This is a genomic window from Streptomyces sp. NPDC005566 (assembly GCF_040605575.1).
Lineage (GTDB): Bacteria > Actinomycetota > Actinomycetes > Streptomycetales > Streptomycetaceae > Streptomyces.
The window spans coordinates 150,381-174,585 of record NZ_JBEXDB010000005.1 but is presented as its reverse complement, the minus strand read 5'-3'; the positions used below and the strand labels follow the sequence as shown (position 1 = coordinate 174,585).

At 69.7% G+C, this 24,205-nt stretch carries 20 protein-coding genes and 1 pseudogene; 11 read left to right on the top strand and 10 right to left on the bottom strand.

All coding sequences use genetic code 11. The features are described 5' to 3' along the window. The first annotated feature begins 32 nt into the window (after positions 1 to 32). The 5 genes from ABZS61_RS09920 to ABZS61_RS09900 all read left to right on the top strand — a co-directional run bounded on the left by ABZS61_RS09920 (position 33) and on the right by ABZS61_RS09900 (position 8,524). A complete protein-coding gene (locus tag ABZS61_RS09920; RefSeq protein WP_356417660.1) occupies positions 33 to 1,658 on the top strand; it encodes a PQQ-binding-like beta-propeller repeat protein in 1,626 nt (541 codons plus the stop codon). Between the two features lie 66 nt (positions 1,659 to 1,724). Continuing rightward, the gene (locus ABZS61_RS09915; protein ID WP_356417659.1) at positions 1,725 to 3,413 is read left to right on the top strand and encodes a PQQ-binding-like beta-propeller repeat protein; all 1,689 of its coding nucleotides are present in this window, start codon (positions 1,725 to 1,727) and stop codon (positions 3,411 to 3,413) included. Positions 3,414 to 3,773: 360 nt separating this feature from the next. Further along, a complete protein-coding gene (locus ABZS61_RS09910; protein WP_356417658.1) occupies positions 3,774 to 5,630 on the top strand; it encodes a PQQ-binding-like beta-propeller repeat protein in 1,857 nt (618 codons plus the stop codon). 85 nt (positions 5,631 to 5,715) lie between these two features. Next, on the top strand, positions 5,716 to 7,608 hold the full coding sequence (locus ABZS61_RS09905; protein WP_356417657.1) for a PQQ-binding-like beta-propeller repeat protein: 1,893 nt from the start codon (positions 5,716 to 5,718) through the stop codon (positions 7,606 to 7,608). Between the two features lie 220 nt (positions 7,609 to 7,828). Next, the gene (locus ABZS61_RS09900; RefSeq protein ID WP_356417656.1) at positions 7,829 to 8,524 is read left to right on the top strand and encodes a LuxR C-terminal-related transcriptional regulator; all 696 of its coding nucleotides are present in this window, start codon (positions 7,829 to 7,831) and stop codon (positions 8,522 to 8,524) included. A gap of 36 nt (positions 8,525 to 8,560) precedes the next feature. Here the strand turns inward: ABZS61_RS09900 and ABZS61_RS09895 are convergent, their stop codons facing one another. Both ABZS61_RS09895 and ABZS61_RS09890 read right to left on the bottom strand, forming a co-directional pair. Beyond that, positions 8,561 to 8,848, bottom strand: a complete 288-nt coding sequence (locus tag ABZS61_RS09895) for a hypothetical protein (RefSeq protein WP_356417655.1) — start codon at positions 8,846 to 8,848, stop codon at positions 8,561 to 8,563. A 15-nt stretch (positions 8,849 to 8,863) separates the two neighbouring features. Continuing rightward, on the bottom strand, positions 8,864 to 10,534 hold the full coding sequence (locus ABZS61_RS09890) for a sodium:solute symporter family protein (protein ID WP_356417654.1): 1,671 nt from the start codon (positions 10,532 to 10,534) through the stop codon (positions 8,864 to 8,866). A 236-nt stretch (positions 10,535 to 10,770) separates the two neighbouring features. On the opposite strand from ABZS61_RS09890, the gene galT reads away from it, so the two are divergent. The 3 genes from galT to galK are packed head-to-tail and all read left to right on the top strand — an operon-like array spanning position 10,771 to position 13,972. Continuing rightward, a complete protein-coding gene (gene galT, locus ABZS61_RS09885; RefSeq protein ID WP_356417653.1) occupies positions 10,771 to 11,814 on the top strand; it encodes a galactose-1-phosphate uridylyltransferase in 1,044 nt (347 codons plus the stop codon). After that, the gene (gene galE, locus ABZS61_RS09880; RefSeq protein WP_356417652.1) at positions 11,811 to 12,791 is read left to right on the top strand and encodes a UDP-glucose 4-epimerase GalE; all 981 of its coding nucleotides are present in this window, start codon (positions 11,811 to 11,813) and stop codon (positions 12,789 to 12,791) included. Before galT ends, galE begins: the two co-directional genes overlap by 4 nt. Then, positions 12,788 to 13,972, top strand: coding sequence for a galactokinase (galK, locus tag ABZS61_RS09875; protein WP_356417651.1), 1,185 nt, complete (start codon positions 12,788 to 12,790; stop codon positions 13,970 to 13,972). The genes galE and galK overlap by 4 nt, the downstream gene beginning before the upstream one ends. Here the strand turns inward: galK and ABZS61_RS09870 are convergent. Next, positions 13,962 to 14,399: pseudogene (locus ABZS61_RS09870) on the bottom strand (N-acetyltransferase); the annotation flags it as partial. The gene galK and the pseudogene ABZS61_RS09870 overlap by 11 nt on opposite strands. 278 nt (positions 14,400 to 14,677) lie before the next feature. Between ABZS61_RS09870 and ABZS61_RS09865 the strand changes: the two are divergent. After that, positions 14,678 to 15,451, top strand: a complete 774-nt coding sequence (locus ABZS61_RS09865; RefSeq protein ID WP_356417650.1) for a response regulator transcription factor — start codon at positions 14,678 to 14,680, stop codon at positions 15,449 to 15,451. Here ABZS61_RS09865 and ABZS61_RS09860 read toward each other — a convergent pair. Then, positions 15,410 to 15,907: a MarR family transcriptional regulator gene (locus tag ABZS61_RS09860; protein WP_329210198.1), complete on the bottom strand. Its 498-nt coding sequence runs from the start codon at positions 15,905 to 15,907 to the stop codon at positions 15,410 to 15,412. The genes ABZS61_RS09865 and ABZS61_RS09860 overlap by 42 nt on opposite strands. 88 nt (positions 15,908 to 15,995) lie before the next feature. Here ABZS61_RS09860 and ABZS61_RS09855 point away from each other — a divergent pair, with 88 nt between their 5' ends. After that, positions 15,996 to 16,793 (top strand): trans-aconitate 2-methyltransferase, encoded by a 798-nt coding sequence (locus tag ABZS61_RS09855; RefSeq protein ID WP_356417649.1) that lies wholly within the window; start codon positions 15,996 to 15,998, stop codon positions 16,791 to 16,793. 29 nt (positions 16,794 to 16,822) lie between these two features. Here the strand turns inward: ABZS61_RS09855 and ABZS61_RS09850 are convergent, their stop codons facing one another. The 3 genes from ABZS61_RS09850 to ABZS61_RS09840 form a co-directional block, all read right to left on the bottom strand. Continuing rightward, positions 16,823 to 17,425 (bottom strand): Uma2 family endonuclease, encoded by a 603-nt coding sequence (locus ABZS61_RS09850; protein WP_356417838.1) that lies wholly within the window; start codon positions 17,423 to 17,425, stop codon positions 16,823 to 16,825. A 99-nt stretch (positions 17,426 to 17,524) separates the two neighbouring features. After that, a complete protein-coding gene (locus ABZS61_RS09845) occupies positions 17,525 to 18,211 on the bottom strand; it encodes a TetR/AcrR family transcriptional regulator (protein WP_356417648.1) in 687 nt (228 codons plus the stop codon). Continuing rightward, a complete protein-coding gene (locus ABZS61_RS09840; protein WP_356417647.1) occupies positions 18,208 to 19,194 on the bottom strand; it encodes a fatty acid desaturase in 987 nt (328 codons plus the stop codon). Before ABZS61_RS09840 ends, ABZS61_RS09845 begins: the two co-directional genes overlap by 4 nt. Positions 19,195 to 19,545: 351 nt before the next feature. On the opposite strand from ABZS61_RS09840, the gene ppc reads away from it, so the two are divergent. Beyond that, complete coding sequence (gene ppc / locus ABZS61_RS09835; RefSeq protein WP_356417646.1) at positions 19,546 to 22,275, top strand: phosphoenolpyruvate carboxylase; 2,730 nt, start codon at positions 19,546 to 19,548, stop codon at positions 22,273 to 22,275. Positions 22,276 to 22,302: 27 nt separating this feature from the next. Here the strand turns inward: ppc and ABZS61_RS09830 are convergent, their stop codons facing one another. The 3 genes from ABZS61_RS09830 to ABZS61_RS09820 form a co-directional block, all read right to left on the bottom strand. Beyond that, on the bottom strand, positions 22,303 to 22,773 hold the full coding sequence (locus tag ABZS61_RS09830; protein WP_356417645.1) for a hypothetical protein: 471 nt from the start codon (positions 22,771 to 22,773) through the stop codon (positions 22,303 to 22,305). 75 nt (positions 22,774 to 22,848) lie between these two features. Next, positions 22,849 to 23,442, bottom strand: a complete 594-nt coding sequence (gene pth, locus ABZS61_RS09825; RefSeq protein ID WP_356417644.1) for an aminoacyl-tRNA hydrolase — start codon at positions 23,440 to 23,442, stop codon at positions 22,849 to 22,851. A 103-nt stretch (positions 23,443 to 23,545) separates the two neighbouring features. Next, positions 23,546 to 24,133, bottom strand: coding sequence for a 50S ribosomal protein L25/general stress protein Ctc (locus ABZS61_RS09820; RefSeq protein WP_356417643.1), 588 nt, complete (start codon positions 24,131 to 24,133; stop codon positions 23,546 to 23,548). Positions 24,134 to 24,205 lie beyond the last annotated feature (72 nt).

The window sequence follows — 24,205 nt, the reverse complement described above, 5'->3', positions numbered from 1 at the left end:
GGTAGTTCTGCCGTACAGAGGGGGATGCACCGATGACCCAGCCGCCCGGATGGCAACCACCGCAGGAGGGCTTCGGGGCTCCGTACGAGCCGTCACCCACCGCATACGGGCAGCCTCCGCAGGGTGGTTACGCCTACCCGCCGCAGGGCGGTGACGGCTACCCGCAGCAGCAGCAGCACGGCAGTGGCCCCGCACCCGGCGCACCCGGCGGGCCGGGCCGTCCCAAGGCGTTCGGCGGCAGGCCCGCTCTGCTCATCGGCGCGGTGCTCGCCGTGCTGCTGATCGCGGGCGGCGGTGTCCGGCTGGCCACCGGCGACGGTGACGGGAACGACGACAAGCCTGTTGCGGGGGAGAGCCGGAGCGCGGACCCCGGGCAGCCGAGCGGCTCCCCCTCCGCAGCTGCAGCGGGAGCCGGCACCGGCCCCACGGCCGCAGAGCTCAACGAAGGGCGGAAGCCGGGGGAGGGGAAGGTCCTCTGGCTGCGGAACAACGATGTGGACCTGACCAGCAGCGGAGCCTACGTGCACGGCCCGTGGCTGTTCGGCGACATGATCGCCAAGGGCATGTGGCGCACTGTCTCCGGTTATGCGATGGCCGACGGCAAGGAGAAGTGGAGCCTGCGGCTGCCCACCGACATCTGCGCGGCGCCCACCTTGCCCACCACCGAGGGGAAGATCGTCATCGGCGTCCTGGAGAGCACCGCCGAGGACGCGGAATGCTCCGTCCTGCAGATGATCGACCTGAGAACGGGCAAGCAGGGCTGGAAGAAGACGGTTCCCAAGGTCCACAAGGTGGACATCCAGCTGGATGTGGCCATGTCCATCAACGGCGGCACCGTGACGTACGGGCGCGCTGCCGGCACCAACGCCTACCGGGTCGACGACGGTAAGGAGGTGTTCGCCCAGCAGCCGGGCAACTGCCAGCCGGTCGCCTTCACCAGCGGCCCCCGGGTCATCGCGTCCGCCGGCTGCCCCTTCACGGCCGACGGTCAGCCGAACATGCAGATCCAGGAGGTCGACCCGGCCACCGGCAGGGCGAAGTGGACCGCCAAGATCTCGACGGGCTGGACCGTCGACAAGGTGTTCTCGGTCTCGCCGCTGGTCCTCTCGCTGAGGAAGGTGGGGGAGTTCAGGGTCGTCGCCCTGAACGACGACGGCACCCTCCGCTCACGGATCGACTCCGGCGCCGAGGAGTTCTCGATGGACTGCGCGATGGACGACTCCAACAAGAACCTGGACGGCTGCGGCGGGGTGGCGGCCGACGCCGACACCTTCTACCGGTCGACCGGGGCCGAGAGCAGAGGCACCGGGCTCGCCAACAAGGTCATCGCCTTCGACCTGGACACCGGCAAGCCCAAGTGGAAGGCCGATTCCCCGCCCGGACAGGTGATGGAGCCGATGCGTATGGAGGGCGGGAAGGTGCTCGTCCACGTGGAGGCATGGAAGAAGGCCGGAGCGATCGCCACGCTCTCGGCCGACGGCAGTGACCTGCGGACGGTGCTGAGGCACCCGCTTGCGTCCGCCGGGACCGAGCGGAGCATGATGTCGCCGAAGGCCGCCTACGTGGACGGCCGCACCGTCCTCACCAACCCGCTGGTCGTTTCGGACAACGACGAGGACGAGGCGAAGATCAAGACCGTGATGGTCTTCGGTGAGTGACGGCCCCGCTCGACGGTCGTACCGTCGCGAAAGTCATGACCGCACCGCACGAAGGGGGACGTACCGATGACCCAGCCGCCCGGTCAGCAACCGCCGCAGGGAGGCTTCGGGGCACCGTACGACCCCCCGCCCGCGCCAGGGTACGGCTACCCGCCCGCACAGGGTGCGCAGCCCGGACCGTACGGGCAGCAACCCGGCCCGTACGCCCAGCAGCCGGGGCCCTACGCCCGGCAACCCGGGCCGTACCCGTACCCCCGGCCGCACGACCACCCGCAGCCGCCGCACCCCGGTGGGCCCGGGAACGGGGGCGGGCGCGGACCGTTCAAGGGCAGGCCCGCGCTGGTCGTCGGGGCCGTGCTCGCCGTGCTGCTGCTCGTCGGCGGGGGCGTCTGGTTCGCGACGAGCGGCGACGGTGGGACGGGTAAGAAGCAACCCGTGTCGGGCGGCGGAACCGGGACGCCGAGCGTCTCGCCCACGACGGGCGAGAAGGACGGGAAGAGCAACGCTCCGACCGCCGCCGGCATCAACGCCGAGCGCAAGCCCGGCGAGGCGAAGGTGCTGTGGATCCGGGAGAGCGGTATCGACCTGCCGCAGTACGGGGACGAGCAGTACGGCCCGTGGTTCGCGGGCGACACGGTCGTCAAGGCCATCTACCGCACGGTCTCCGGCTATTCGGTCGCCGACGGATCCGAGAAGTGGACCCTGAAGCTGCCCACCGACCTCTGCGCGGCACCGACGCAGCCCACCGCCGACGGCAAGATCGTCGTAGGCATCGAGGACAACGTCTCTGAGCAGGAGGCGGAATGCTCGGTCCTGCAGATGATCGACCTGCGCACCGGCAGGGCGGGCTGGAAGAAGACCGTCGACCGCACCGGCATCCAGGACGGTCTGTCGCATGTCGCGATGTCGGTCAACGGGGACACGGTGACCTTCGGACGCACCGGCAACACGGACGCGTTCCGGATCAGTGACGGCACGAAGCTTTTCGGCGGACGAGAGGGTGTCTGCCAGCCGTTCGCCTTCACGAGCGGTCCGAGGATGATCGCCGCCGTCAGCTGCCAGGCCGAGCCCGTCGACCCTGTCCGGCAGCAGCTCCAGGAGGTCGACCCGGTCACCGGTGCGCCGAAATGGACGTACGAGGTCAAGGCCGGCTGGAAGGTCGCGCACGTGTACTCGTCGAGTCCGCTCGTCATCTCGATCAAGAAGGACGAGGAGTGGGCCATCGCCGTCCTGAACGAGGACGGTACCTACCGCTCCCAACTGGTCGGCGGCACGGAGAACTACGCCCAGAGGTGCGGTGAGGAGTCCGTGGAGTCGGGCAGCAACCTCGACGGCTGCGTCGGGGTCGCGGCCGACAAGGAGAGGTTCTACCTGTCGACCAATCCCGAGAGCACCTCCGAGGGGATGACCAACAAGGTCATCGCCTTCAGCCTGGCCACCGGCCGGACCGTGTGGAAGGCGCCCGCGCCGGACAACCAGGTCATGTGGCCGCTGCGCAAGGAAGGCACCGACGTACTGGTCTACGTGAAGCCCTCGTACAGCAAGGGCGGTGCGCTCGCCGTCATCGCGCCCACCGGGGGTGCACCCAGGACGCTGCTCCAGCACCCGGCGTCGGGGGCCGCGACGGAGTCCTCGGTCTTCTCGCCCAAGGCCGCCTACGTGGGGGGCCGTTTCTTCCTCGCTCCGACGCGGATCAGCTCGGACGAGGACGAGGAGGAGAAAGCGATGACGGCCCTCATGGTCTTCGGCAAGTGAGGGTTCCGTGTGCGCTGCGCCGCGCGGGAGCGTCACGGAGCGGTACGGCGCAAAGAGTGCAGGGTCCGTGAAAGGCTCCCGGTACGGGGCAAGTTGACGCAACCTCGGTGACGGGTGTCCCGATGGTCCCGGGCGCGCGCGTAACGGCGGCATCACGGCCCGGTTCTCCCTTGGGAACAGGGGGTGGACCGATCCGGTGTTCGATGTCGGGCGGGTGGTACAAAGAAGCCCCGCTCGACTGCCGTAACGCAGCGGAAGCCATGCCCGATTCGCTCCTTTCCGAGGGGAATTCAGCCCAGCGGAATCGCGGGGGAGAACGAACCGGGCACCGGACCGCACCGCACGAAGGGGGACGTACTGATGACCCAGCCGCCCAGCCAGCAACCGCCGCAGGGAGGCTTCGGGGCTCCGCAGGAGCCGCCGCAGGGAACTCCTCAGCCGCCCGGGAACCAGCCGTCCCCGCCGCAGACGCCGCCGCCCGCCGCCCCGCCGCAGATGCCGCCGGCTCCCCCGCAGACGCCGCCCCCGGGCGGACCCGGCTACGGCTACCCGCAGGCACCGGCCGGCACCCCCGGCTACGGCTACCCGCAGGCCCCGGGCCCGTACGCCCAGCAGCCCGGCCCGTACGACGCGCAGACCGGCCCGTACGCCCAGCAGCCGGGTCCCTACGCCCAGCAGCCCGGCCCGTACGGCCAGCCGACGCAGCCCGGCGGCTACGGCTACCCGCAGCAGCAGTACCCCGGCGCGCCCGCTCCCGGCGGCTCCGGCGGCAACCCCTTCAAGGGGAAGCCCGCGATCATCATCGGCGCGGCCGTGGCCGCACTGCTGGTCGTCGGCGGTGGCGTCTGGTTCGCCACGAGCGGCAGCGACGACGACAAGAAGCCCATCGCCAGGACGAGCACCGCGCCCGGCCCGACCGCCTCGCCCACCGTCGACGAGGGTGACGGCAACGGCGACGGCCGCGAGGTCGACGACGACCTGAACGCCGGGCGCAAGCCCGGTGAGGCGAAGGTCCTCTGGCTGACGACGAACGACGTCGACCTCCCTCGCAACGGCGCGGACGTGTACGGCCCGTGGATCGTCGGCGACACGATCGTCAAGGGCATGTACCGCACGGTCTCCGGCTACTCGGCCGCCGACGGCAAGCAGAAGTGGACGCTTCCGCTGCCCGCCGACATGTGCGCGGCGCCCGGCACGGCCACCACCGACGGCAAGATCGTCATCGGTGTGAAGAACGGCACCACGGACAAGGCGGACTGCTCGGTCCTGCAGATGATCGACCTCAACACCGGCAAGCCCGGCTGGAAGAAGACGATCACGAAGAACAGCACCTGGGACCTGATGTCCGACATCGGCCTGGCGATCAGCGGCGACACCGTGACCGTCGGCCGCACCAGCAACTCCAACGGCTACCGGGTCAGCGACGGCAAGGAACTGTTCGGTAAGCAGGCGGGCAACTGCCAGCCGTTCGCGTTCGCCGGCGGCCCCAAGCTCATCGCGGCGTCCAGCTGCCGCACCGACGACCTGGACAACCCGCAGCACCAGGTCCAGGAGGTCGACCCGGCCACCGGGAAGCCCAAGTGGACGTACAAGCCCCAGCGCGGCTGGGAGGTCGACAAGGTCTACTCGGTGAGCCCGCTCGTCGTCTCCCTCACCCAGCGCGAGGAGAAGAAGTGGTCCATCCTCGCCATCAAGGAGAACGGCACGCTCCGTTCCCAGCTGGTCGGCGACAAGGAGGACAAGTTCTCCGTCGACTGCGGCCACGACTTCGCCATCTTCGGTGAGCAGCTCGAGGGCTGCACCGGTGTCGCCGCCGACGCCAACACCTTCTACATGGCGACCGAGGACGACACCAGCGGCACCAGCCGCACCAACAAGGTCATCGCGTTCAACCTGAACACCGGCAAGCCCAAGTGGAAGGCGGCGGCTCCCGCCGAGCGCGTCATGAAGCCGCTGCGCATGGAGGGCGGCAACGTGCTGCTCTACCTGGAGGCCACGTACGACAAGGGCGGGGCGATCGCGACCCTCGCACCGGCCGGCGGTGCGCCCAAGGTGGTCCTGCAGCACCCGGACTCGACGACCCGGATCGAGAGTTCCTTCTTCACGTCGAAGATCGCCTACGCGGGCGGCCGTTCCTTCATCGTCAGCGGACGCGTCAGCGCCTCGAACGACGAGGAGGAGAAGGCCCAGAAGACGATGATGGCCTTCGGCAAGTGACGTATCACGACGGCATCCGAGGGACCCGGCCCTCCCGCCGCACCCGCAGCCCCCTCTCCACAGACTCCTCAGAGGTACGTACGCCATGACGCAGCCGCCCAACGAGCCGCCCCAGGGCGGATTCGGCGCCCCGCAGGACCCGCCTCCCGGCGGATTCGGCGCGCCGACGCCGCCCCCCTCCGACGGCTTCTCCAAGCAGCCCCCGGCCGCACCGCCGACCCCGCCCGCCGGTGGTTACGGAAGCCCGCCGCCTCCGCCCCCCGGTGGCTACGGTGCCCCGCAGCCGCCCCCCGGTGGCTACGGCACCCCGCAGACGCCGCCCGGACAGCCGCCGCAGAACCCCGCCTACGGATACCCGCAGGCCCCGCCGCCCGGACAGCCCCCGACCCAGCCCGGGTACGGCTTCCCGCAGGGACCGCCGCCCGGGCACCCCGGCATGCCCCCGCAGCAGGGGTACGGCTACCCGACCGCCCCGATGCAGCAGCAGTACCTCGCACCGCAGCCGGGCGGCAACGGCGGCAAGAAGTTCAACACCCAGATGAAGATCATCGTCGCCGCGGTCGTCGCGGTGGTGCTGATCGTCGGCGGCGGAGTCATCTACGCCTCCACCAGCGGTGACGACGGTGGCAAGAAGGACGAGGCGTCCTCGGCCGGCACCAACGGCGGCGAGGGCAAGGGCGGCGAAGGCAGCGGACTCGGCGGCGGCAACGAGAAGGCGCCGGCCGACATCAAGTCCGAGGTCGGCTTCCAGCTCCCCCAGCCGAAGGTCACGGACACCACCACGGTCACGGGCTCCTGGCTCACCGACAAGGCGTTCGTGAAGACCGGTGTGTACGAGATCGCCGGCTACGACCCGGCCAAGGGCACCAAGCTCTGGTCCATCCCGCTGCCCGGCCAGCTCTGCGCCGCCTCCCGGCACATGAGCAAGGACTACAAGACGGCCATCGTCTTCGAGGAGGGCAAGCCGACCAAGGCGGACAAGTACCCGTCGTGCAACCAGGTCGGCGCCCTCGATCTGAACACCGGCAAGCTGCTGTGGAACAAGTCGGTCGTCTCCAGCTCCAGCGGTGACGAGCCCATCAGGTTCAGCGAGGTCACGCTCAGCGGGACGACGGTCGCCGCGGGCGGCACCAGCGGCGGCGCGGCGTTCAACCTCGCCACCGGCGCGGAGCTGTGGAAGCCGAAGACCGACACCAACGGCTGCTACGACAAGGGGTACGGCGGCGGCGAGGCCCTCGCCGTGGTCCGCAAGTGCGGTACCTACGACGACCCGCAGCTCACCATCCAGGCACTGAACCCGACGACCGGTGCCCCCCTGTCCTCGTACAACATGCCGGCCGGTGTGGAGTACGCGAGCATCGTCTCCACCAAGCCGCTCGTCGTCGCGGCCGATGTCGGCGACACCGCCGGTGACGGCAGCGGGATCTCGGACTTCTTCTCCATCAACGCGGCCACCGGCAAGCTGATCGTCCGGATCTCTGCCGACGCGGACCAGTACGCCGGCCGCTGCGGTTCCACCGAGGTCGAGACGTGCCAGTCCCTGGCCGTCGGCGGCAACAAGCTCTACGTGCCGACCGAGGAGCACGAGGGCGGCGGCGAGTACGGCGACACGAACGAGATCGTCGCCTTCGACCTGGCCACCGGCAAGCTCGTCGGCGGCAAGGCGGACGCGGGCGACCGCTACACGCTGACCCCGCTGCGCATGGACGGCACCAACGTCATCGCCTACAAGGAGCCCCCGTACGACAAGGGCGGCCAGATCGTCTCCATCGACGGTTCCACCTTCAAGCAGACCGTGCTGATGGAGAACCCGAGCGACGAGGCGGTGCGCGACGCGGAGACCGGGTTCTCCGGGTACTACGCCGAGTACATCTACGACAAGGGCCGGCTGTTCATCTCCGAGAAGATGATCAGCGAGCCCCGCAAGAGCACGCTGGACGACAAGCAGTACCTCGTCGTCAGCTTCACCACCGGCTGACCCGTCCGCGGGTGAGCAGCGGCCCTGTCGGTTGATCATTCAGCCGGCAGGGCCGATCGTTTTCCGTCCCGCAAGTAGCCCTGAATGACGCAGAATTCGGCATTCTGGGGGGCTTCTGCCCAGTAAGGGGCACGCCACGTCGAACAAGCGTGTAGCTTGCCGGGTCAGAGGGCCGGGGGGCCTGTTCGAGGGCTACACAGCAGTACATGGGGGTTGCTCGATGGGCGTGCGGCTCATGGTGATCGATGATCACCGTCTGCTCGCCGAGGCGCTGGCCTCGGCGCTGAAACTGCGCGGGCACCGGGTGCTCGCGGCAGCGGCGCCGACGTCCGGGGCCGCGGAACTGGTGGTCAGCAGGGCACCGGAAGTCTGCCTGTTCGGCACGGCGACACCGGCCGAACCGGGCACCTTCGACCCGATCGTGCGGATCGGGCGGGAGCGCCCGCAGGTGGCCGTCGTGGTGCTCGGCCCGGTGCCGAGCCCGCGCGGGATCGCGGCGGCCTTCGCCGCAGGCGCCGCCGGCTACGTCCGCCACGACGAACGCATAGAAGGCGTCGAACGCGCGATGATCAAGGCCCGCGCGGGGGAGGCCGCGGTCGTCCCGCAGCTCCTGCGGGGCGCGTTCGCCGAGCTGCTCCACCCGGCGGTCCAGCCGGACGACGAGGGGCAGCGGCTGCTGCAGATGCTCACCCCGCGCGAGGTCGAGGTGCTGGTACGGGTCGCCGAGGGCGAGGACACCCGGCTGATCGCCGCCGGGATGGGGATCGCGCCGAGCACCGCGCGTACGCATGTGCAGCGGGTCCTGATGAAACTGGGGGTCGGCTCCCGGCTGGAGGCCGCGGCGCTCGCGGCCCGTACCGGACTGCTGGACCGGGCGGCGGCGGGAATGCCGCAGGGGCCGGACGGCCTCGCGTGAACGCGTGACGGTCCGGCCCCCGCAAGGGTGCCGCGGTCAGCTCTCCGGCGTACCGGGGGCCTCGTCCGGCACCTGGGCGGGACGCACCTTCATCCAGACCAGGAAGAAGATCCCGAGGGCCAGCATGGCCAGGCCGGTCCAGAGGTTGATGTGGACGCCCTCGGCCTTCTTCAGGTCGGCGTCGGACGGGTTGATGCCGGCGATGGTGACGATCACTCCATAGACCACGAAGAGACCGCCGATGATCCGCCGGATGTCGAAGAGCCGGGCCGCGGTCGCGGACTTGCGCTCCAGCTCGGAGACTTCCTTGTGCAGGTCGGACATGGTGAGTGCCTCCGATCAGAGCGAGTAGGGCAGGTAGCACAGGGCGGCGAGGACGATGGCGCCCCAGCCGAGGAGAGCGGGACTGCGGTACCAGGCGCTGTCGCCCTCCTCCGGGACCTCGTCCGCGTCGGGGGACTCGGTGCCGTACACCAGGCCCGCCAGTTCGGCCTCGGGCCTGGGTGCCGTGAAGAGCGTGACGGCGACCATGACGACCGCACCGGCGACGAATCCGACGATCGCGGAGACGAAGTTGGCGCCCTGGTCGGTCGGGATGTCGACGATGCCCTGCTTGTAGACGACGAAGTAGTTGACCATCGCGGCCGTCGTGCCCGCGACGAGGCCCCAGACACCGGACTTCATCGAGGCGCGCTTCCAGAACATTCCGATGATGAAGACCACGAACATCGGGACGTTGAAGAACGAGAACAGCGTCTGCAGGTACGTCATGATGTTGGAGAAGCTGGCGGCGATGAACGCCGTGCCGATGGAGGCCAGCACACCCACCGCGGTGATCACCCGGCCGAAGCGCAGGTAGTACGCGTCGGGCTTGTCCTTGATCACGTACCGCGCCCAGATGTCCGTCGTGAACACCGTGTTGAACGAGGACACGTTGGCGGCCATGCCGGCCATGAACGCGGCCAGCAGACCGGTCACCGCGATGCCGAGCACACCGTTGGGCAGGAGTTCCCGCATCAGCAGCGGGATGGCGTCGTTGTACGTGAGGTCCGAACCGGGCGTGCCGATCTTCGGGAAGACGGCGGCGGCGACCAGGCCCGGGATCATCACGGCGAAGACGATGAAGATCTTCGGGTACGCGGCGATGAGCGGGGTGCGCTTGGCCGCCGAGAGGTTCTTGGCCGACAGGGCGCGCTGCACCTCGGCGAAGTTGGTGGTCCAGTAGCCGAAGGAGAGCACGAAGCCGAGGCCGAGGATGATCGTCAGCCAGTTGGCGCCGAGCGGGTTGGCGTCACCGATGCCCGTGCCGCTCCAGGCGGAGAGGAAGTCCCCGCCGTGGCTCTTCTCCAGCGAACCGGTCAGGCCGTCCCAGCCGCCGACGCGCTTGAGGCCGAGCAGGGTGAGCGGGATCAGCGCGGCGAGGATGACGAAGAACTGCAGCACCTCGTTGTAGATCGCCGAGGAGAGGCCGCCGATGGTGATGTAGAGGAGGACGAACACGCCGGCGACGACGATCGCGACCCAGCGGTCCCAGCCGAGCAGCGCCTCCACGACGATCGACAGGGCGTAGAGGTTCACGCCCGCGATCAGTATCGCCGCGAAGGCGAAGAGTATGGAACTCAGCAGGTGCGCCGACTTGTCGAAGCGCTGGAGCAGGTACTCGGGTACGGAGCGGACCTTCGACCGGTAGTAGAAGGGCATCATCACCAGGCCGAGGAAGACCATGGCCGGGATGGCGCCGATCCAGTACCAGTGGACGACCGCGACGCCGTACTGCGCGCCGGTCGCTGCCATGCCGAGGATCTCGGTGGCCCCGAGATTTGCCGCGACGAAGGCCAGACCGGTCACCCAGGCGGGCAGTGACCGTCCGGAGAGGAAGAAGTCGAGGCTCGTCTTCACACTGGCCCGGGCGGCGAAGCCGATGCCGAGCACCACGACGAAATAGATCGCCAGGATTGTGTAATCGAGCCCGTTCGTGGGGAGCCGGAGCCCTTCGGCCAGATAGTGCATGGGGGGTACTCGCTTCGTTGCCGAACTGAACCCGTCGGAACCTACGCCTTTGTGTTCAGAAACTGAACAGCTTGAGTGGCGTTCTTTGTTTGATCGTGATCGGGCGGGGTGGAATGTCCCGATCTGGTGTCGTCGGCGCCCGGCAAGATCGCACTTAGTGGCGGCATTGACTCGCCTGTTGGCTTGTGATTTGTTATGTGCGATTCTGTTGGAGGGCGGTTACCTTGAGGAGCCTGGTGAAGAAGACGGTTACGACCCTCGCCGACGGCCGCGAGCTGATCTACTACGACTCCGCGGACGACACCGTCCGCGACGCCGTGGACCAGCGGCCGCTCGACGCCGTCTCGACGTCCTCGGAGATCCGTCGCGACGCGCTGCTCGGCGACTCGGTGGCCATCGCCTCGCACCGCCAGGGGCGCACGTACCACCCGCCGGCCGACGAGTGCCCGCTCTGCCCCTCGCGGGACGGCCGGCTGAGCGAGATCCCCGACAGCCACTACGACGTCGCCGTCTTCGAGAACCGCTTCCCCTCACTCGCCGGCGACTCCGGCCGCTGCGAGGTCGTCTGCTTCACCTCCGACCACGACGTGTCCTTCGCCGGACTCACCGAGGAGCAGGCCGCCCTGGTCCTGGAGGCATGGACCGACCGCACCGCCGAGCTGGCCGAACACCCGCAGGTCACCCAGGTGTTCTGCTTCGAGAACCGGGGCGCCGAGATCGGCGTGACGCTCGGCCACCCGCACGGGCAGATCTACGGCTACCCCTTCGTCACACCGCGCACCGAGCTGATGATGCGCTCGACGGAAACCCACCGTGCGGAGACCGGTCGCAACCTCTTCGACGACGTCGTCGCCCGCGAACTGGCCGACGGCACCCGTGTCGTCCTCGAAGGTGAGCACTGGGTCGCCTTCGTGCCGTACGCGGCGCACTGGCCCTACGAGGTCCACCTGCACCCGCGCCGCCGCGTTCCCGACCTGCGGGAGCTCGACGACGACGCCCGCACAGAGTTCCCACAGATCTATCTGGAACTCTTGAGGCGATTCGACCGGATCTTCGGCCCCGGGGAGCCGCCGACCCCGTACATCTCCGCCTGGCACCAGGCACCGTTCGGGATCCCCGGGCGGGAGGAGTTCGGGCTGCACCTGGAGCTTTTCACCATCCGGCGCACATCCGGCAAGCTGAAGTTCCTCGCGGGCTCCGAGTCCGGCATGAGCGTGTTCATCAACGATGTGCCACCGGAGGCCGCGGCCCAGCGACTGCGAGAGGTAGCCAGCGAGTGAGCAATCCCGGTAAGAAGTACCTGGTGACGGGCGGTGCGGGATACGTCGGCAGCGTCGTCGCCGCGCATCTGCTGGAGGCAGGTCACACCGTGACCGTCCTCGACGACCTGTCGACCGGCTTCCGTGAAGGGGTGCCAGAGGGCGCCGAGTTCATCGAGGGCCGCATCCAGGACGCGGCCGAATGGCTGGACTCCTCCTACGACGGGGTGCTGCACTTCGCCGCGTACTCCCAGGTCGGCGAATCCGTCGTCAACCCGGAGAAGTACTGGGTGAACAACGTCGGCGGCACCACCGCCCTGCTCGCCGCGATGCGCGACGCCGGGGTGCGGACCCTGGTCTTCTCCTCCACCGCGGCGACCTACGGCGAGCCCGTCTCCAGCCCCATCACGGAGGCCGACCCGACCGCACCCACCAGCCCGTACGGCGCCTCCAAGCTCGCCGTCGACCACATGATCACCGGCGAGGCGGCCGCACACGGCCTGGCCGCCGTCTCCCTGCGCTACTTCAACGTCGCCGGGGCATACGGCAGCTGCGGTGAGCGCCACAGCCCCGAGTCGCACCTGATCCCGCTGGTCCTCCAGGTCGCGCTCGGGCAGCGCGAGTCGATCTCCGTGTACGGGGACGACTACCCGACCCCGGACGGCACCTGCGTACGCGACTACATCCACGTCGCCGACCTCGCCGACGCCCACCTGCTCGCGCTGGACGCGGCCACCACGGGCGAGCACCTGATCTGCAACCTCGGCAACGGCAACGGCTTCTCCGTGCGGGAGGTCATCGAGACCGTCCGGCAGGTCACCGGCCACCCGGTCCCCGAGACCCCGGCCCCCCGGCGCGGCGGCGACCCTGCCGTCCTCGTCGCCTCCGCCGCCACCGCCAGGGAGCGGCTCGGCTGGCAGCCGTCCCGCGCCGACCTGGCCGGAATCGTCGCCGACGCCTGGACGTTCGCCCGCCGAGAGGAACCCAGCACCCCATGACCGAGTCCCTGAACGACAGCGCGCTGGCCGCCTCCTTCACCGAGCTGTACGGGAGCGCCCCGGAGGGGATCTGGGCAGCGCCCGGACGAGTGAACCTGATCGGTGAGTACACCGACTTCAACGACGGCTTCGTCATGCCGCTCGCCCTTCCGCACACCGCACGCGTCGCCGTCGCCCGCCGCACCGACGGTGAACTGCGCCTGCACTCCACCGACGTACCGGGCGGCGTCGTGTCGCTGCGGGTCGACGAACTGACCCCGCACTCGGGTCACGGCTGGGCGGCCTACCCGGCCGGCGTCGTCTGGGCCCTGCGCGAGGCCGGCCACGCCGTCACCGGCGCGGACATCCAGCTCACCTCCACCGTCCCGGTCGGTGCCGGACTCTCCTCGTCCGCAGCCCTCGAAGTGGTCACCGCGCTCGCGCTGAACGATCTCTTCGGCCTGGGCCTCGACGCCCCGGAGCTCGCGGTGCTCGGCCAGCGCGCCGAGAACGCCTTCGTCGGCGTGCCGTGCGGGGTCATGGACCAGATGGCCTCGGCCTGCTGCACCGAGGGGCACGCGCTGTACCTCGACACCCGCGACCTCACCCAGCGCCAGGTCCCCTTCGACCTGGCCGCACACGGGCTGCAGCTCCTGGTCGTCGACACCCGGGTCAAGCACGCCCTGGGCGACGGGGCGTACGCGGAGCGGCGGGCCGGCTGCGAGGCGGGGGCGCGCGCCCTCGGCATCGGCACCCTGCGCGACCTCCCGTACGAGGGCCTCGGTACCGCACTGACGGCGCTGGAGGCAGGCGGCGCGGACGAGTCGGTCGTGCGCTACGTCCGCCATGTGGTGAGCGACAACCACCGTGTGGAGCAGGTCATCGCACTGCTCGACGCGGGGGAGGTGCGCGCGGCCGGCCCGGTTCTCAACGAGGGGCACATCTCGCTCCGCGACGATCTGCGGGTCTCCTGCCCGGAGCTGGACCTGGTGGTCTCGGCGGCGAACGCGGCCGGGGCGCTCGGGGCCAGGATGACCGGGGGCGGCTTCGGCGGTTCGGCGATCGTGCTGGTGGAGGATTCCGCGGCGGACACGGTCACCAAGTCCGTCATGGAGGCCTTCACTTCGGCCGGGTACGCCACCCCAGGCGTCTTCCCCGCCGTTCCTTCGGCGGGCGCCCGGCGGGTCGGTCCAGCCGCTTGACCAGGATGAACTCGGTCACTCCCGGCGGATAGTCCTCGACCTCGCCGACCACCTCGTACCCCTGCTTCCGGTAGAACGCGGGGGCCTGGAAGTCCCAGGTCTCCAGCCGGGAGCGGGTGCAGGCCCGGTCCTCGTGGGCGACGCGTTCGGCCTCGGTGAGCAGCCGCGCCCCGAGGCCCCGGCCGCGGTGGCCGGCGTCCACCCAGAGCAGGTCCACGTGGAGCCAGTGCGCCCAGGTCCGTCCGGTCAGCCCGCCGGCGAGAGCTCCCTGTCCGTCCAGGAGCCATACCCCCACGGGGAGTTCGTGCTCGGCGGAGGTGCCGGCCAGGGATCGCAGGTGCGGTGATCCGTCCCAGTTGTCGTCGTGCAGCCGTCTGCCCAGCAGAATGCGACGTTCGTTGTCTACTTCTGTCTCAAGACGGAACATGAAGCACACCCTAAACACCTTGGACAGTCAGTTCCGTGAATTGCCTTCCGCCGTCGACCGCCCGCCGTACGCTGATGCACAGCACCGGTGGGGGCCGGTGCTGATTCAGGGGACGAGACAGTCGGATACGACGCCCGGGGCGGGTGGCGGTCGGACACGGCGGCGGCTGTGGGCGGCGGTTCACCTCGATGTTCCGGGCGTCGTGTCCGCCGTGGTCCGTCCCCGTCGGGGAGGCCGTTCAGGGGCACCCCAGGAGCTGACGCAGCATGGGGGTGTCCGTGGCTCGTATCCGAGTTCTGGTGGTCGACGACCACCGCATCTTTGCCGAATCCCTGGCGGCGGCCCTCGCGGCCGAACCGGACGTCGACGTGTCGGCCGCGGGCAGTGGCCCTGCCGCGCTGCGATGCCTGGAGCGCGCGGCCGCCGAGGGGCGTCGCTACGACGTGATGCTGATCGACGCCGAGCTGGGCATCCTCGCCACCGCCGGGACCCGGGCCGTGCCCGTACCGGACAGCGGGCCGAACGGGACCGCTGTCGTGGACGGCATCTCGCTGGTCGCGGGGGTGCGTTCGGGCCAGCCGTCCGTCCGTACGGTGGTGCTCGCCGAGAAGGACGACCCGCGCAGGGCGGCGCTCGCGCTGCAGGCCGGTGCGTCGGGCTGGGTCGCCAAGGACTGTTCGCTGCAGCGCCTGCTCACGGTCATACGGGGCGTGCTGCGGGACGAGACGCATCTGCCCGCCGCGCTGCTGACCGGTGTCCTGCGGGAGTTGACCACGGCGCGCAAGCACCGCACCGAGAGCGAGCAGCTCGTGGAGTCACTGACGCCGCGCGAGCGCGAGGTGCTGCGGTGCATGGTGGCGGGTCTGGGCCGCAAGGCCGTCGCGGAGCGGCTGTTCCTCTCCCCGCACACGGTGCGTACGCACATGCAGAACGTGCTGGGGAAGCTGGGCGTGCACTCGACGCTGGCTGCCGTGGCCCTGGCCAGACGGGCCGGGGTGGGTCCGGTCGCGCTATCCGGGGACGTTGTCGAACGGGGCGGTCAACTGGCGTAGCAGGTTCGCCAGTTCACCCCGTTGCCCACGGGACAGTTCGGCCAGGATCGCCCGCTCCTGGTCGAGCAGGCCGGCCAGTGACTGGTCGGCCTTGTCGCGGCCCTCCGCGGTCAGCCGTACGAGGACGCCGCGCCGGTCGCTCGGATCGGGCAGCCGCTCGACGAGGTTCTTCTTGGTCAGCCGGTCGATGCGGTTGGTCATCGTGCCGGAGGTGACCAGGGTCTGGGTGAGGAGCTGGCCGGGGGAGAGCTGGTAGGGGGCGCCCGCGCGGCGCAGCGACGTCAGGACGTCGAACTCCCAGGGCTCCAGGTGGTGCTCCGCGAAGGCGATCCTGCGCGCCCGGTCGAGGTGGCGGGCCAGGCGGGAGACGCGGCTCAGTACCTCGAGTGGTTCCACGTCGAGGTCGGGGCGCTCTCGGCGCCATGCAGCGACCAGTCGGTCGACCTCGTCCTCCATGTCGATCAGTGTAGATGGTCCCTCGACATGAAGTCTCTTGAATTCAAGTGTCTTGACATCAAGATAATCTGTGATCGATCCTGACCCCATGACCGCACCCACCTGGGACCCGCAGCAGTACCTGCGCCACGCGGACCACCGCACCCGCCCCTTCCACGACCTCCTGGCCCGCATCGGACCCCTGCCCCACGACAGCGCCCCCCGGATCGCCGACCTGGGCTGCGGCGCCGGCAACGTCACCGCCCTGCTGGCCCGCCGCTGGCCACAGGCCCGCATCACCGGCTACGACAGCTCCCCCGAGATGCTGGAGCGCGCCCACGCCCACGCGGGGCCCCGGCTCGACTTCGCCGAGGCCGACGCCGCGACCTGGACGCCCGACGAAACGTACGACCTGATCGTCTCCAACGCCCTGCTCCAATGGGTCCCCGGCCACGCCGACCGCTTCCCCCACTGGCTGGACGCCCTCACCCCCGGCGGCACCCTCGCCTTCCAGGTCCCCGGCAACTTCGACGCACCCAGCCACGTCCACATGCGCGAACTGGCCGGCTCCCCGCGCTGGCGCACCCGCCTCGACGGCCTGCTCCGCCACGGCGACGCCGTGCTCGAACCGGCCGACTACCTGGAACGCCTGACCGCACCCGGACGCACGGTGGACGTCTGGGAGACCACGTACCTGCACCTCCTGGAAGGCGAGGACCCCGTCCTCGACTGGGTGAAAGGCACCGGCCTGCGCCCCGTCCTGACCGCCCTGGCCGACGAACCCGAGGCCCGGGACGCCTTCGTCGCCGAATACCGCGACCTGCTGCGCACCGCCTACCCGGCCGGCCCGCACGGCACGGTCTTCCCGTTCCGCCGGATCTTCGCCGTCGCCCGCAAGGAGAAGTGACCGGCCGGAGACCCGGAGCCGGCCGGGCGTCACAGCCGGTCGAGGGCGTCCGACGAGATATCGATGTCCACGGGGAACGGCACACCGGTCTTGAGCCGGTCGTGGTGGATCCCCGTCAGGGCGTACGCCTTCGTCACCGGGTCCAGCTCGTAGACCCGCACCACCGGGTGCCGGTCGCTGCCGGCCATCTCGACGAGCCAGAAGTTCGGAATGCCGGCCGCCGCGTACTTCTGCGGCTTGGTGTCACGGTCGCGGGCCTCGGAGTCGGGTGAGACCACCTCAACGGCGAGGAGGACATCCTCGGCTCGGAAACGGGTCAGCTCACGTCCCGTGACGGCCTCGGCGCGGACCACCGAGACATCCGGCTCGGGGCCGTTGCGCCGGTCGAGGACCACGGTCATCTCCCGACGTACCTTCAGGTCGGGCGGCGAGCTGTGCCGGAGCCCGGCCACCAGAAGGTCGATCATCGTGGTGTGAAAGTCTCGCTGCGGACTCACAAATACCAGGCTCCCGTCGAGCAACTCCGTGTGCGGCGGGAGATCGGGCAGGGTGAACAGGTCGTCCACCGTGTATCCGTCCTGCGGCGGCACCGGCCAGCGGCTGCTGCGCCCGGCGGTCGGCTCGGCGGTCATGATTCCTCCCATGGACGGGATTCTGGTCCTGCATGACCACAGTAAGGGCCGCTTCGCGCTCTCGTCATCACAAAGGGTGATCGCGCGGCGGCGGGCTGATCAGCTCCTGCGGTGGCCGATCAGCCGCGGCTTCGACTCCAGGTTCTCCAGCCCGTGCCACGCCAGATTCACCAGATGGGCCGCGACCTCCGCCTTCTTCGGCTTGCGTACGTCCAGCCACCACTGGCCGGTCAGCGCCACCATGCCGACCAGCGCCTGCGCGTACAGCGGAGCCAGCTTCGGGTCGAAGCCCCGGGCCTTGAACTCCAGGCCCAGGATGTCCTCCACCTGCGTGGCGATATCACTGATCAGCGACGCGAACGTGCCCGTGGACTGCGCCACCGGGGAGTCACGGACGAGGATCCGGAAACCGTCCGTGTACGTCTCGATGTAGTCGAGCAGCGCGAACGCGGCCTGCTCCAGCAGCTCACGCGGGTGACCCGCCGTGAGAGCGCCGGTGACCAGATCCAGCAGCTGGCGCATCTCGCGGTCCACCACGACGGCGTACAGCCCCTCCTTGCCGCCGAAGTGCTCGTAGACCACCGGCTTGGAGACCCCGGCACGCGCCGCGATCTCCTCGACGGAGGTGCCCTCGAAGCCCTTGTCGGCGAAAAGGGTGCGACCGATGTCCAGAAGCTGTTCGCGGCGCTCCTTGCCGGTCATCCGGACCCGCCGGGTCCGGCGGGTGGGGGCAGGCTTGCTCTTCTCGCCGCTGGTGCTTCCGTCGGTCGCCACGTCGTCAATCATGCCGGGTCGGCGGCCACGGTCTTGCGCCGGGAGTCGATACGCGAAGCATCGGGCCACCGCACGTCGTACGCCCAGCCCAGCTTCTCGAACCAGCGGATCAGCCGGGCGCTCGAGTCGATCTGGCCCCGCATCACCCCGTGCCGTGCGCTCGTCGGGTCCGCGTGGTGCAGGTTGTGCCACGACTCACCGCACGACAGCACCGCCAGCCACCACACGTTCCCGGACCTGTCACGGGACTTGAAGGGCCGCTTGCCCACCGCGTGGCAGATCGAGTTGATCGACCAGGTCACATGGTGGAGCAGTGCGACCCGGACCAGCGAACCCCAGAAGAACCCGGTGAACGCACCCCACCACGACATCGTCACGAGGCCGCCGACCAGCGGCGGGATCGCCAGCGAAATGATCGTGAAGGTGAGGAAGTGACGCGAGACGGCACGGATGGCGGGGTCCCTGACCAGGTCGGGGGCGTACTTGTGCTGCGGCGTCTGCTCCTCGTTGAACATCCAGCCGATGTGGGCCCACCACAGGCCCTTCATGAGAGCCGGAAGGGTCTCACCGAACCGCCACGGCGAATGCGGGTCACCCTCGGCGTCGGAGAAACGGTGGTGCTTGCGGTGGTCGGCCACCCAGCGAACGACAGGACCCTCCACCGCCATCGAACCCGCGACGGCCAGGGCGATACGGAGCGGACGCTTCGCCTTGAACGAGCCGTGGGTGAAGTAGCGGTGGAAACCGATGGTGACGCCGTGGCAGCCGAGGTAGTACATCCCGATCAGCAGACCCAGGTCGAGCCAGCTGACCCCCCGGCCCCAGGCCAGCGGCACGGCGGCGACCAGGGCCGCGAACGGCACCACGATGAACAGCAGCAGTGCGATCTGCTCGACCGAACGCTTCTTGTCGCCGCCGAGCGTGGCGGGCGGAGGCGCGGAGCCTCCTGCCGCCGGCGGCAGGCCGTCGTTGATCACGTCGGGGCTGGTGGGCATGGGGGGTCCCTCGTGAGGTGAGTAAATATGACGGAATGAGCGGGCTACGCATCCGTAACCTACGGAAACGTAAGTATGGCAGTGAAGAGGCCCGCAACACGAGAGCGGCACCGCCCCGTCCCTCAGGTCCGCCGGGTGGACGACCCCGGAGGGACGGGGCCCACACCCTTCACCTACCCCGGATCCGGGACGCCTTGCAGGGCAACGAGCACACCGATCCCCCGGACACCTATCCTGGGTGGGTCGGACAGCGCGGTCCGCACTCTGCTTTCCCGGGGGTGACGTGAACACCGCGACAGCCCCGGACCCCCTGTGACAGAAGTGCTCAACCACTGCAAGGAGCCGCACACTGTGAGCAGTGCCGACCAGACCCCTGAGTCCAGCCCCGAACTCCGGGCCGACATCCGCCGCCTCGGTGACCTGCTGGGCGAGACCCTCGTACGACAGGAGGGACAGGACCTCCTCGACCTCGTCGAACGCGTCCGCGCCCTGACCCGCACCGACGGCGAAGCAGCGGCCCAGCTCCTCGGCGAGACGGACCTGGAGACCGCCGCACAGCTCGTGCGCGCCTTCTCCACGTACTTCCACCTCGCCAACGTCACCGAGCAGGTCCACCGCGCCCACGAGATGCGCGACCGCCGGGCCGCCGAGGGCGGGCTCCTCGCCCGTACCGCCGACCGGCTCAAGGACGCGGACCCCGAACACCTGCGCGAGACCGTCAAGAACCTGAACGTACGACCCGTCTTCACCGCGCACCCCACCGAAGCAGCCCGGCGCTCCGTACTGAACAAGCTCCGCCGCATCGCCGCGCTCCTCGAAACCCCCGTCATCGAGGCCGACCGGCGCCGCCAGGACATCCGGCTCGCCGAGAACATCGACCTCATCTGGCAGACCGACGAACTGCGCGTGGTCCGCCCGGAACCCGCCGACGAAGCGCGCAACGCCATCTACTACCTCGACGAACTCCACGCCAACGCCGTGGGCGACGTCCTGGAGGACCTGGCCGCCGAACTGGAACGCGTCGGCGTCGAACTGCCCGCCGGGACCCGCCCCCTCACCTTCGGCACCTGGATCGGCGGCGACCGCGACGGCAACCCCAACGTGACACCCGCCGTCACCTGGGACGTGCTGATCCTCCAGCACGAGCACGGCATCACCGACGCCCTCGAACTCGTCGACCAGCTGCGCGGACTGCTCTCCAACTCCATCCGCTACACCGGAGCCACCGACGAGCTCCTCACCTCCCTCCAGGCCGACCTGGACGCGCTCCCCGAGATCAGCCCCCGCTACAAGCGGCTGAACGCGGAAGAGCCCTACCGGCTCAAGGCCACGTGCATCCGGCAGAAGCTCGTCAACACCCGCGAACGCCTCGCCACCGGCACCCCGCACCGCCCCGGCTGCGACTACCTCGGCACCGCCGAGCTCATCGCCGACCTGGCCCTCATCCAGACCTCACTGCGCAAGCACAAGGGCGGCATCGTCGCCGACGGCCGCATGGACCGCACCATCCGCACCCTCTCCGCGTTCGGCCTGCAGCTCGCCACCATGGACGTCCGCGAACACGCCGACGCCCACCACCACGTGCTCGGCCAGCTCTTCGACCGGCTCGGCGAGGAGTCCTGGCGCTACGCCGACATGCCCCGCGACTACCGGCAGAAGCTCCTCGCCAAGGAACTCCGCTCCCGCCGCCCGCTCGCCCCGACCCCGGCCCCGCTCGACGCCGCCGGCGAGAAGACCCTCGGCGTCTTCCACACCATCAAGGAAGCCTTCGAGCGCTTCGGCCCCGAAGTCATCGAGTCCTACATCATCTCCATGTGCCAGGGCGCCGACGACGTCTTCGCCGCAGCCGTCCTCGCCCGCGAGGCCGGACTCCTCGACCTGCACGGCGGCTGGGCCAAGATCGGCATCGTCCCGCTCCTGGAGACCACCGACGAACTGCGCGCCGCCGACGTCATCCTCGACGAGATGCTCGCCGACCCCTCCTACCGCCTCCTCGTCTCCCTCCGCGGCGACGTACAGGAGGTCATGCTCGGCTACTCCGACTCCTCCAAGTTCGGCGGCATCACCACCTCCCAGTGGGAGATCCACCGCGCCCAGCGCCGCCTCCGCGACGTCGCCCACCGCTACGGCGTACGCCTGCGCCTCTTCCACGGCCGCGGCGGCACCGTCGGCCGCGGCGGCGGCCCCTCGCACGACGCGATCCTCGCGCAGCCCTGGGGCACCCTGGAAGGCGAGATCAAGGTCACCGAACAGGGCGAGGTCATTTCCGACAAGTACCTCATCCCGGCACTCGCCCGGGAGAACCTGGAACTGACCGTCGCAGCCACCCTCCAGGCCTCCGCGCTGCACACCGCGCCCCGCCAGTCCGACGAAGCATTGGCCCGCTGGGACGCTGCCATGGACACCGTCTCCGACGCCGCCCACGCGGCCTACCGCAAGCTGGTCGAGGACCCCGACCTGCCGACGTACTTCCTCGCCTCCACCCCGGTGGACCAGCTCGCCGACCTGCACCTGGGCTCGCGGCCCTCCCGCCGCCCCGGCTCGGGCGTCTCCCTCGACGGCCTGCGCGCCATCCCGTGGGTCTTCGGCTGGACCCAGTCACGGCAGATCGTGCCCGGCTGGTTCGGCGTGGGCTCCGGCCTCAAGGCCCTGCGCGAAGCCGGCCTCGACACCGTCCTGGACGAGATGCACGAACAGTGGCACTTCTTCCAGAACTTCCTCTCCAACGTCGAGATGACCCTCGCCAAGACCGACCTGCGCATCGCCCGCCACTACGTCGACACCCTCGTGCCCGACGAGCTCAAGCACGTCTTCGACGTCATCCAGGCCGAGCACGAACTCACCGTCCAGGAAGTCCTCAAGGTCACCCGCAGCAAGGAACTCCTCGGCACCAACCCGGTGCTCCAGCAGACCTTCGCCATCCGCGACGCCTACCTGGACCCGATCTCCTACCTCCAGGTATCCCTGCTGGCCCGTCAGCGCCAGGCCGCCGAGCGCGGCGAGGAAGCCGACCCGCTGCTCGCCCGGGCCCTGCTGCTCACCGTCAACGGTGTCGCCGCAGGCCTGCGCAACACCGGCTGAGTCCCGTACGAGCGGGTGCGGCCCTGCCTAGAGGGCGATGAACGTCGCCACCAGCAGGACCGCACCCGCGATCCCGGTCCCCCACGCGGTCCGGGTCAGCCGCATACCGCCGCCGATCACCAGGGCGGCCAGCACCAGCGCACCGCCCAGCGGCACCCACGCATGGAGGAAGCCCGGCGTTCCGGTGCGTACGACCTCACCGGTCCCGGGCTTCACCACGACGGGGAAACGGTCCCCCTTCTTCACCGCGACGGACCTCTCGATCGTCACGCCGGGACGCTTCCCGGACTCCGCGTCCGGAGCGAACGACCCCGTACACACGTCCTCGCCGCAGCCCGTGACCGACATCGTGCCGTGCTCACGGCCCTTGGCCAGGACGATGTGGTGCGCGGTGTTCCACGACGTCCACGCGCCCGCGACGAGCACCAGCAGGACAAGGCAGCCCGCGGCGAACATACGGCCGTGGGCCAGGAGCCGGTGGGAGGAACTCCGCTTCATGGGGGCCGATCCTTGGGCAGAGCGATGCCCTCGGTCAACCTGTGGCCGAAAATGCCCGTGGAACCAGGGGAAATGTCAGGAGTTGTACGTGGACTGCGCCCGCTCCAGCCCGTCCGCCAGCAACGACTCCACCGAGTCCGCCGCCCGGTCCACCAGGTAGCCGAGCTCCTTGCGCTCCGCGGACGAGAAATCCTTCAGCACGAAGTCCGCGACCTGCATCCGCCCCGGCGGCCGCCCGATCCCGAACCGCACCCGGTGATACTCCGGACCCATCGACTTCGTCATCGACTTCAGCCCGTTGTGCCCGTTGTCACCGCCGCCCAGCTTCAGCCGCAGCATCCCGTAGTCGATGTCCAGCTCGTCATGGATCGCCACCACGTGGTCCGTGGGCACCTTGTAGAAGTCCCGCAACGCCGTGACAGGACCGCCCGACAGATTCATGTACGACATCGGCTTCGCCAGGACCACACGACGGCTCAAAGGGCCGGGCGGACCGATCCGGCCCTCCAGAACCTGCGCCTGCGCCTTCTGCGCCCGCTTGAACTTCCCGCCGACGCGCTCGGCCAGCAGGTCGGCGACCATGAACCCGACATTGTGCCGGTTCGCCGCGTACTCGGGGCCGGGATTGCCGAGGCCCACGATCAGCCAGGGGTCGGTGGCGTCGGACATCGCGCTGGGTCTCCTCGCGTACGGACGAGCGGGACAGGGAAACGGGGCGGCGGATCCCCGGAAGGGAACCGCCACCCCGTCAGTCAAGCAGGTGCGTCGAGGCTCAGGCCTCGGTGGTCGCCTCGGCGGCGGACTCGGCAGCCGGCTCCTCGGCCTGCGCGGCGACGACCTGGAGCACGACGGCGTCCTCGTCACCGGCCAGCACGGAGCCCTTGGGCAGCGGGATGTCCTTGGCGAGGATCGAGTCACCGGCGTCGAGGCCCGCGATGGAGACCGTGACCGACTCGGGGATGTGCGTGGCCTCGGCCTCGACGAGCAGGGTGTTCTGCACGTACTCGAGAAGGTTGCCGCCCGGGGCCAGCTCGCCCTCGACGTGCACCGCGACCTCGACCTCGACCTTCTCGCCGCGCTTCACGGTGAGGAGGTCGACGTGCTCGATGTTGCCCTTGATGGCGTTGCGCTGGACAGCCTTCGGGATGACCAGGGCGTCCTTGCCGTCGATCTCGAGACCGATCAGGACGTTCGCGGTACGGAGCGCGAGCTGCAGCTCGTGGCCCGGAAGCGTGATGTGAACGGGGTCCGCGCCGTGGCCGTAGACGACCGCGGGGACCAGGTTGGCACGACGGGTACGGCGGGCAGCGCCCTTGCCGAACTCGGTACGGGACTCGGCGGCGAGCTTGATCTCGGCCATGATGCACTCCTCGTAAGGTGACAGAAGTCGGATGGTCACCCGGCCCACGACAGGCCTGCTACGAAGAGCGCG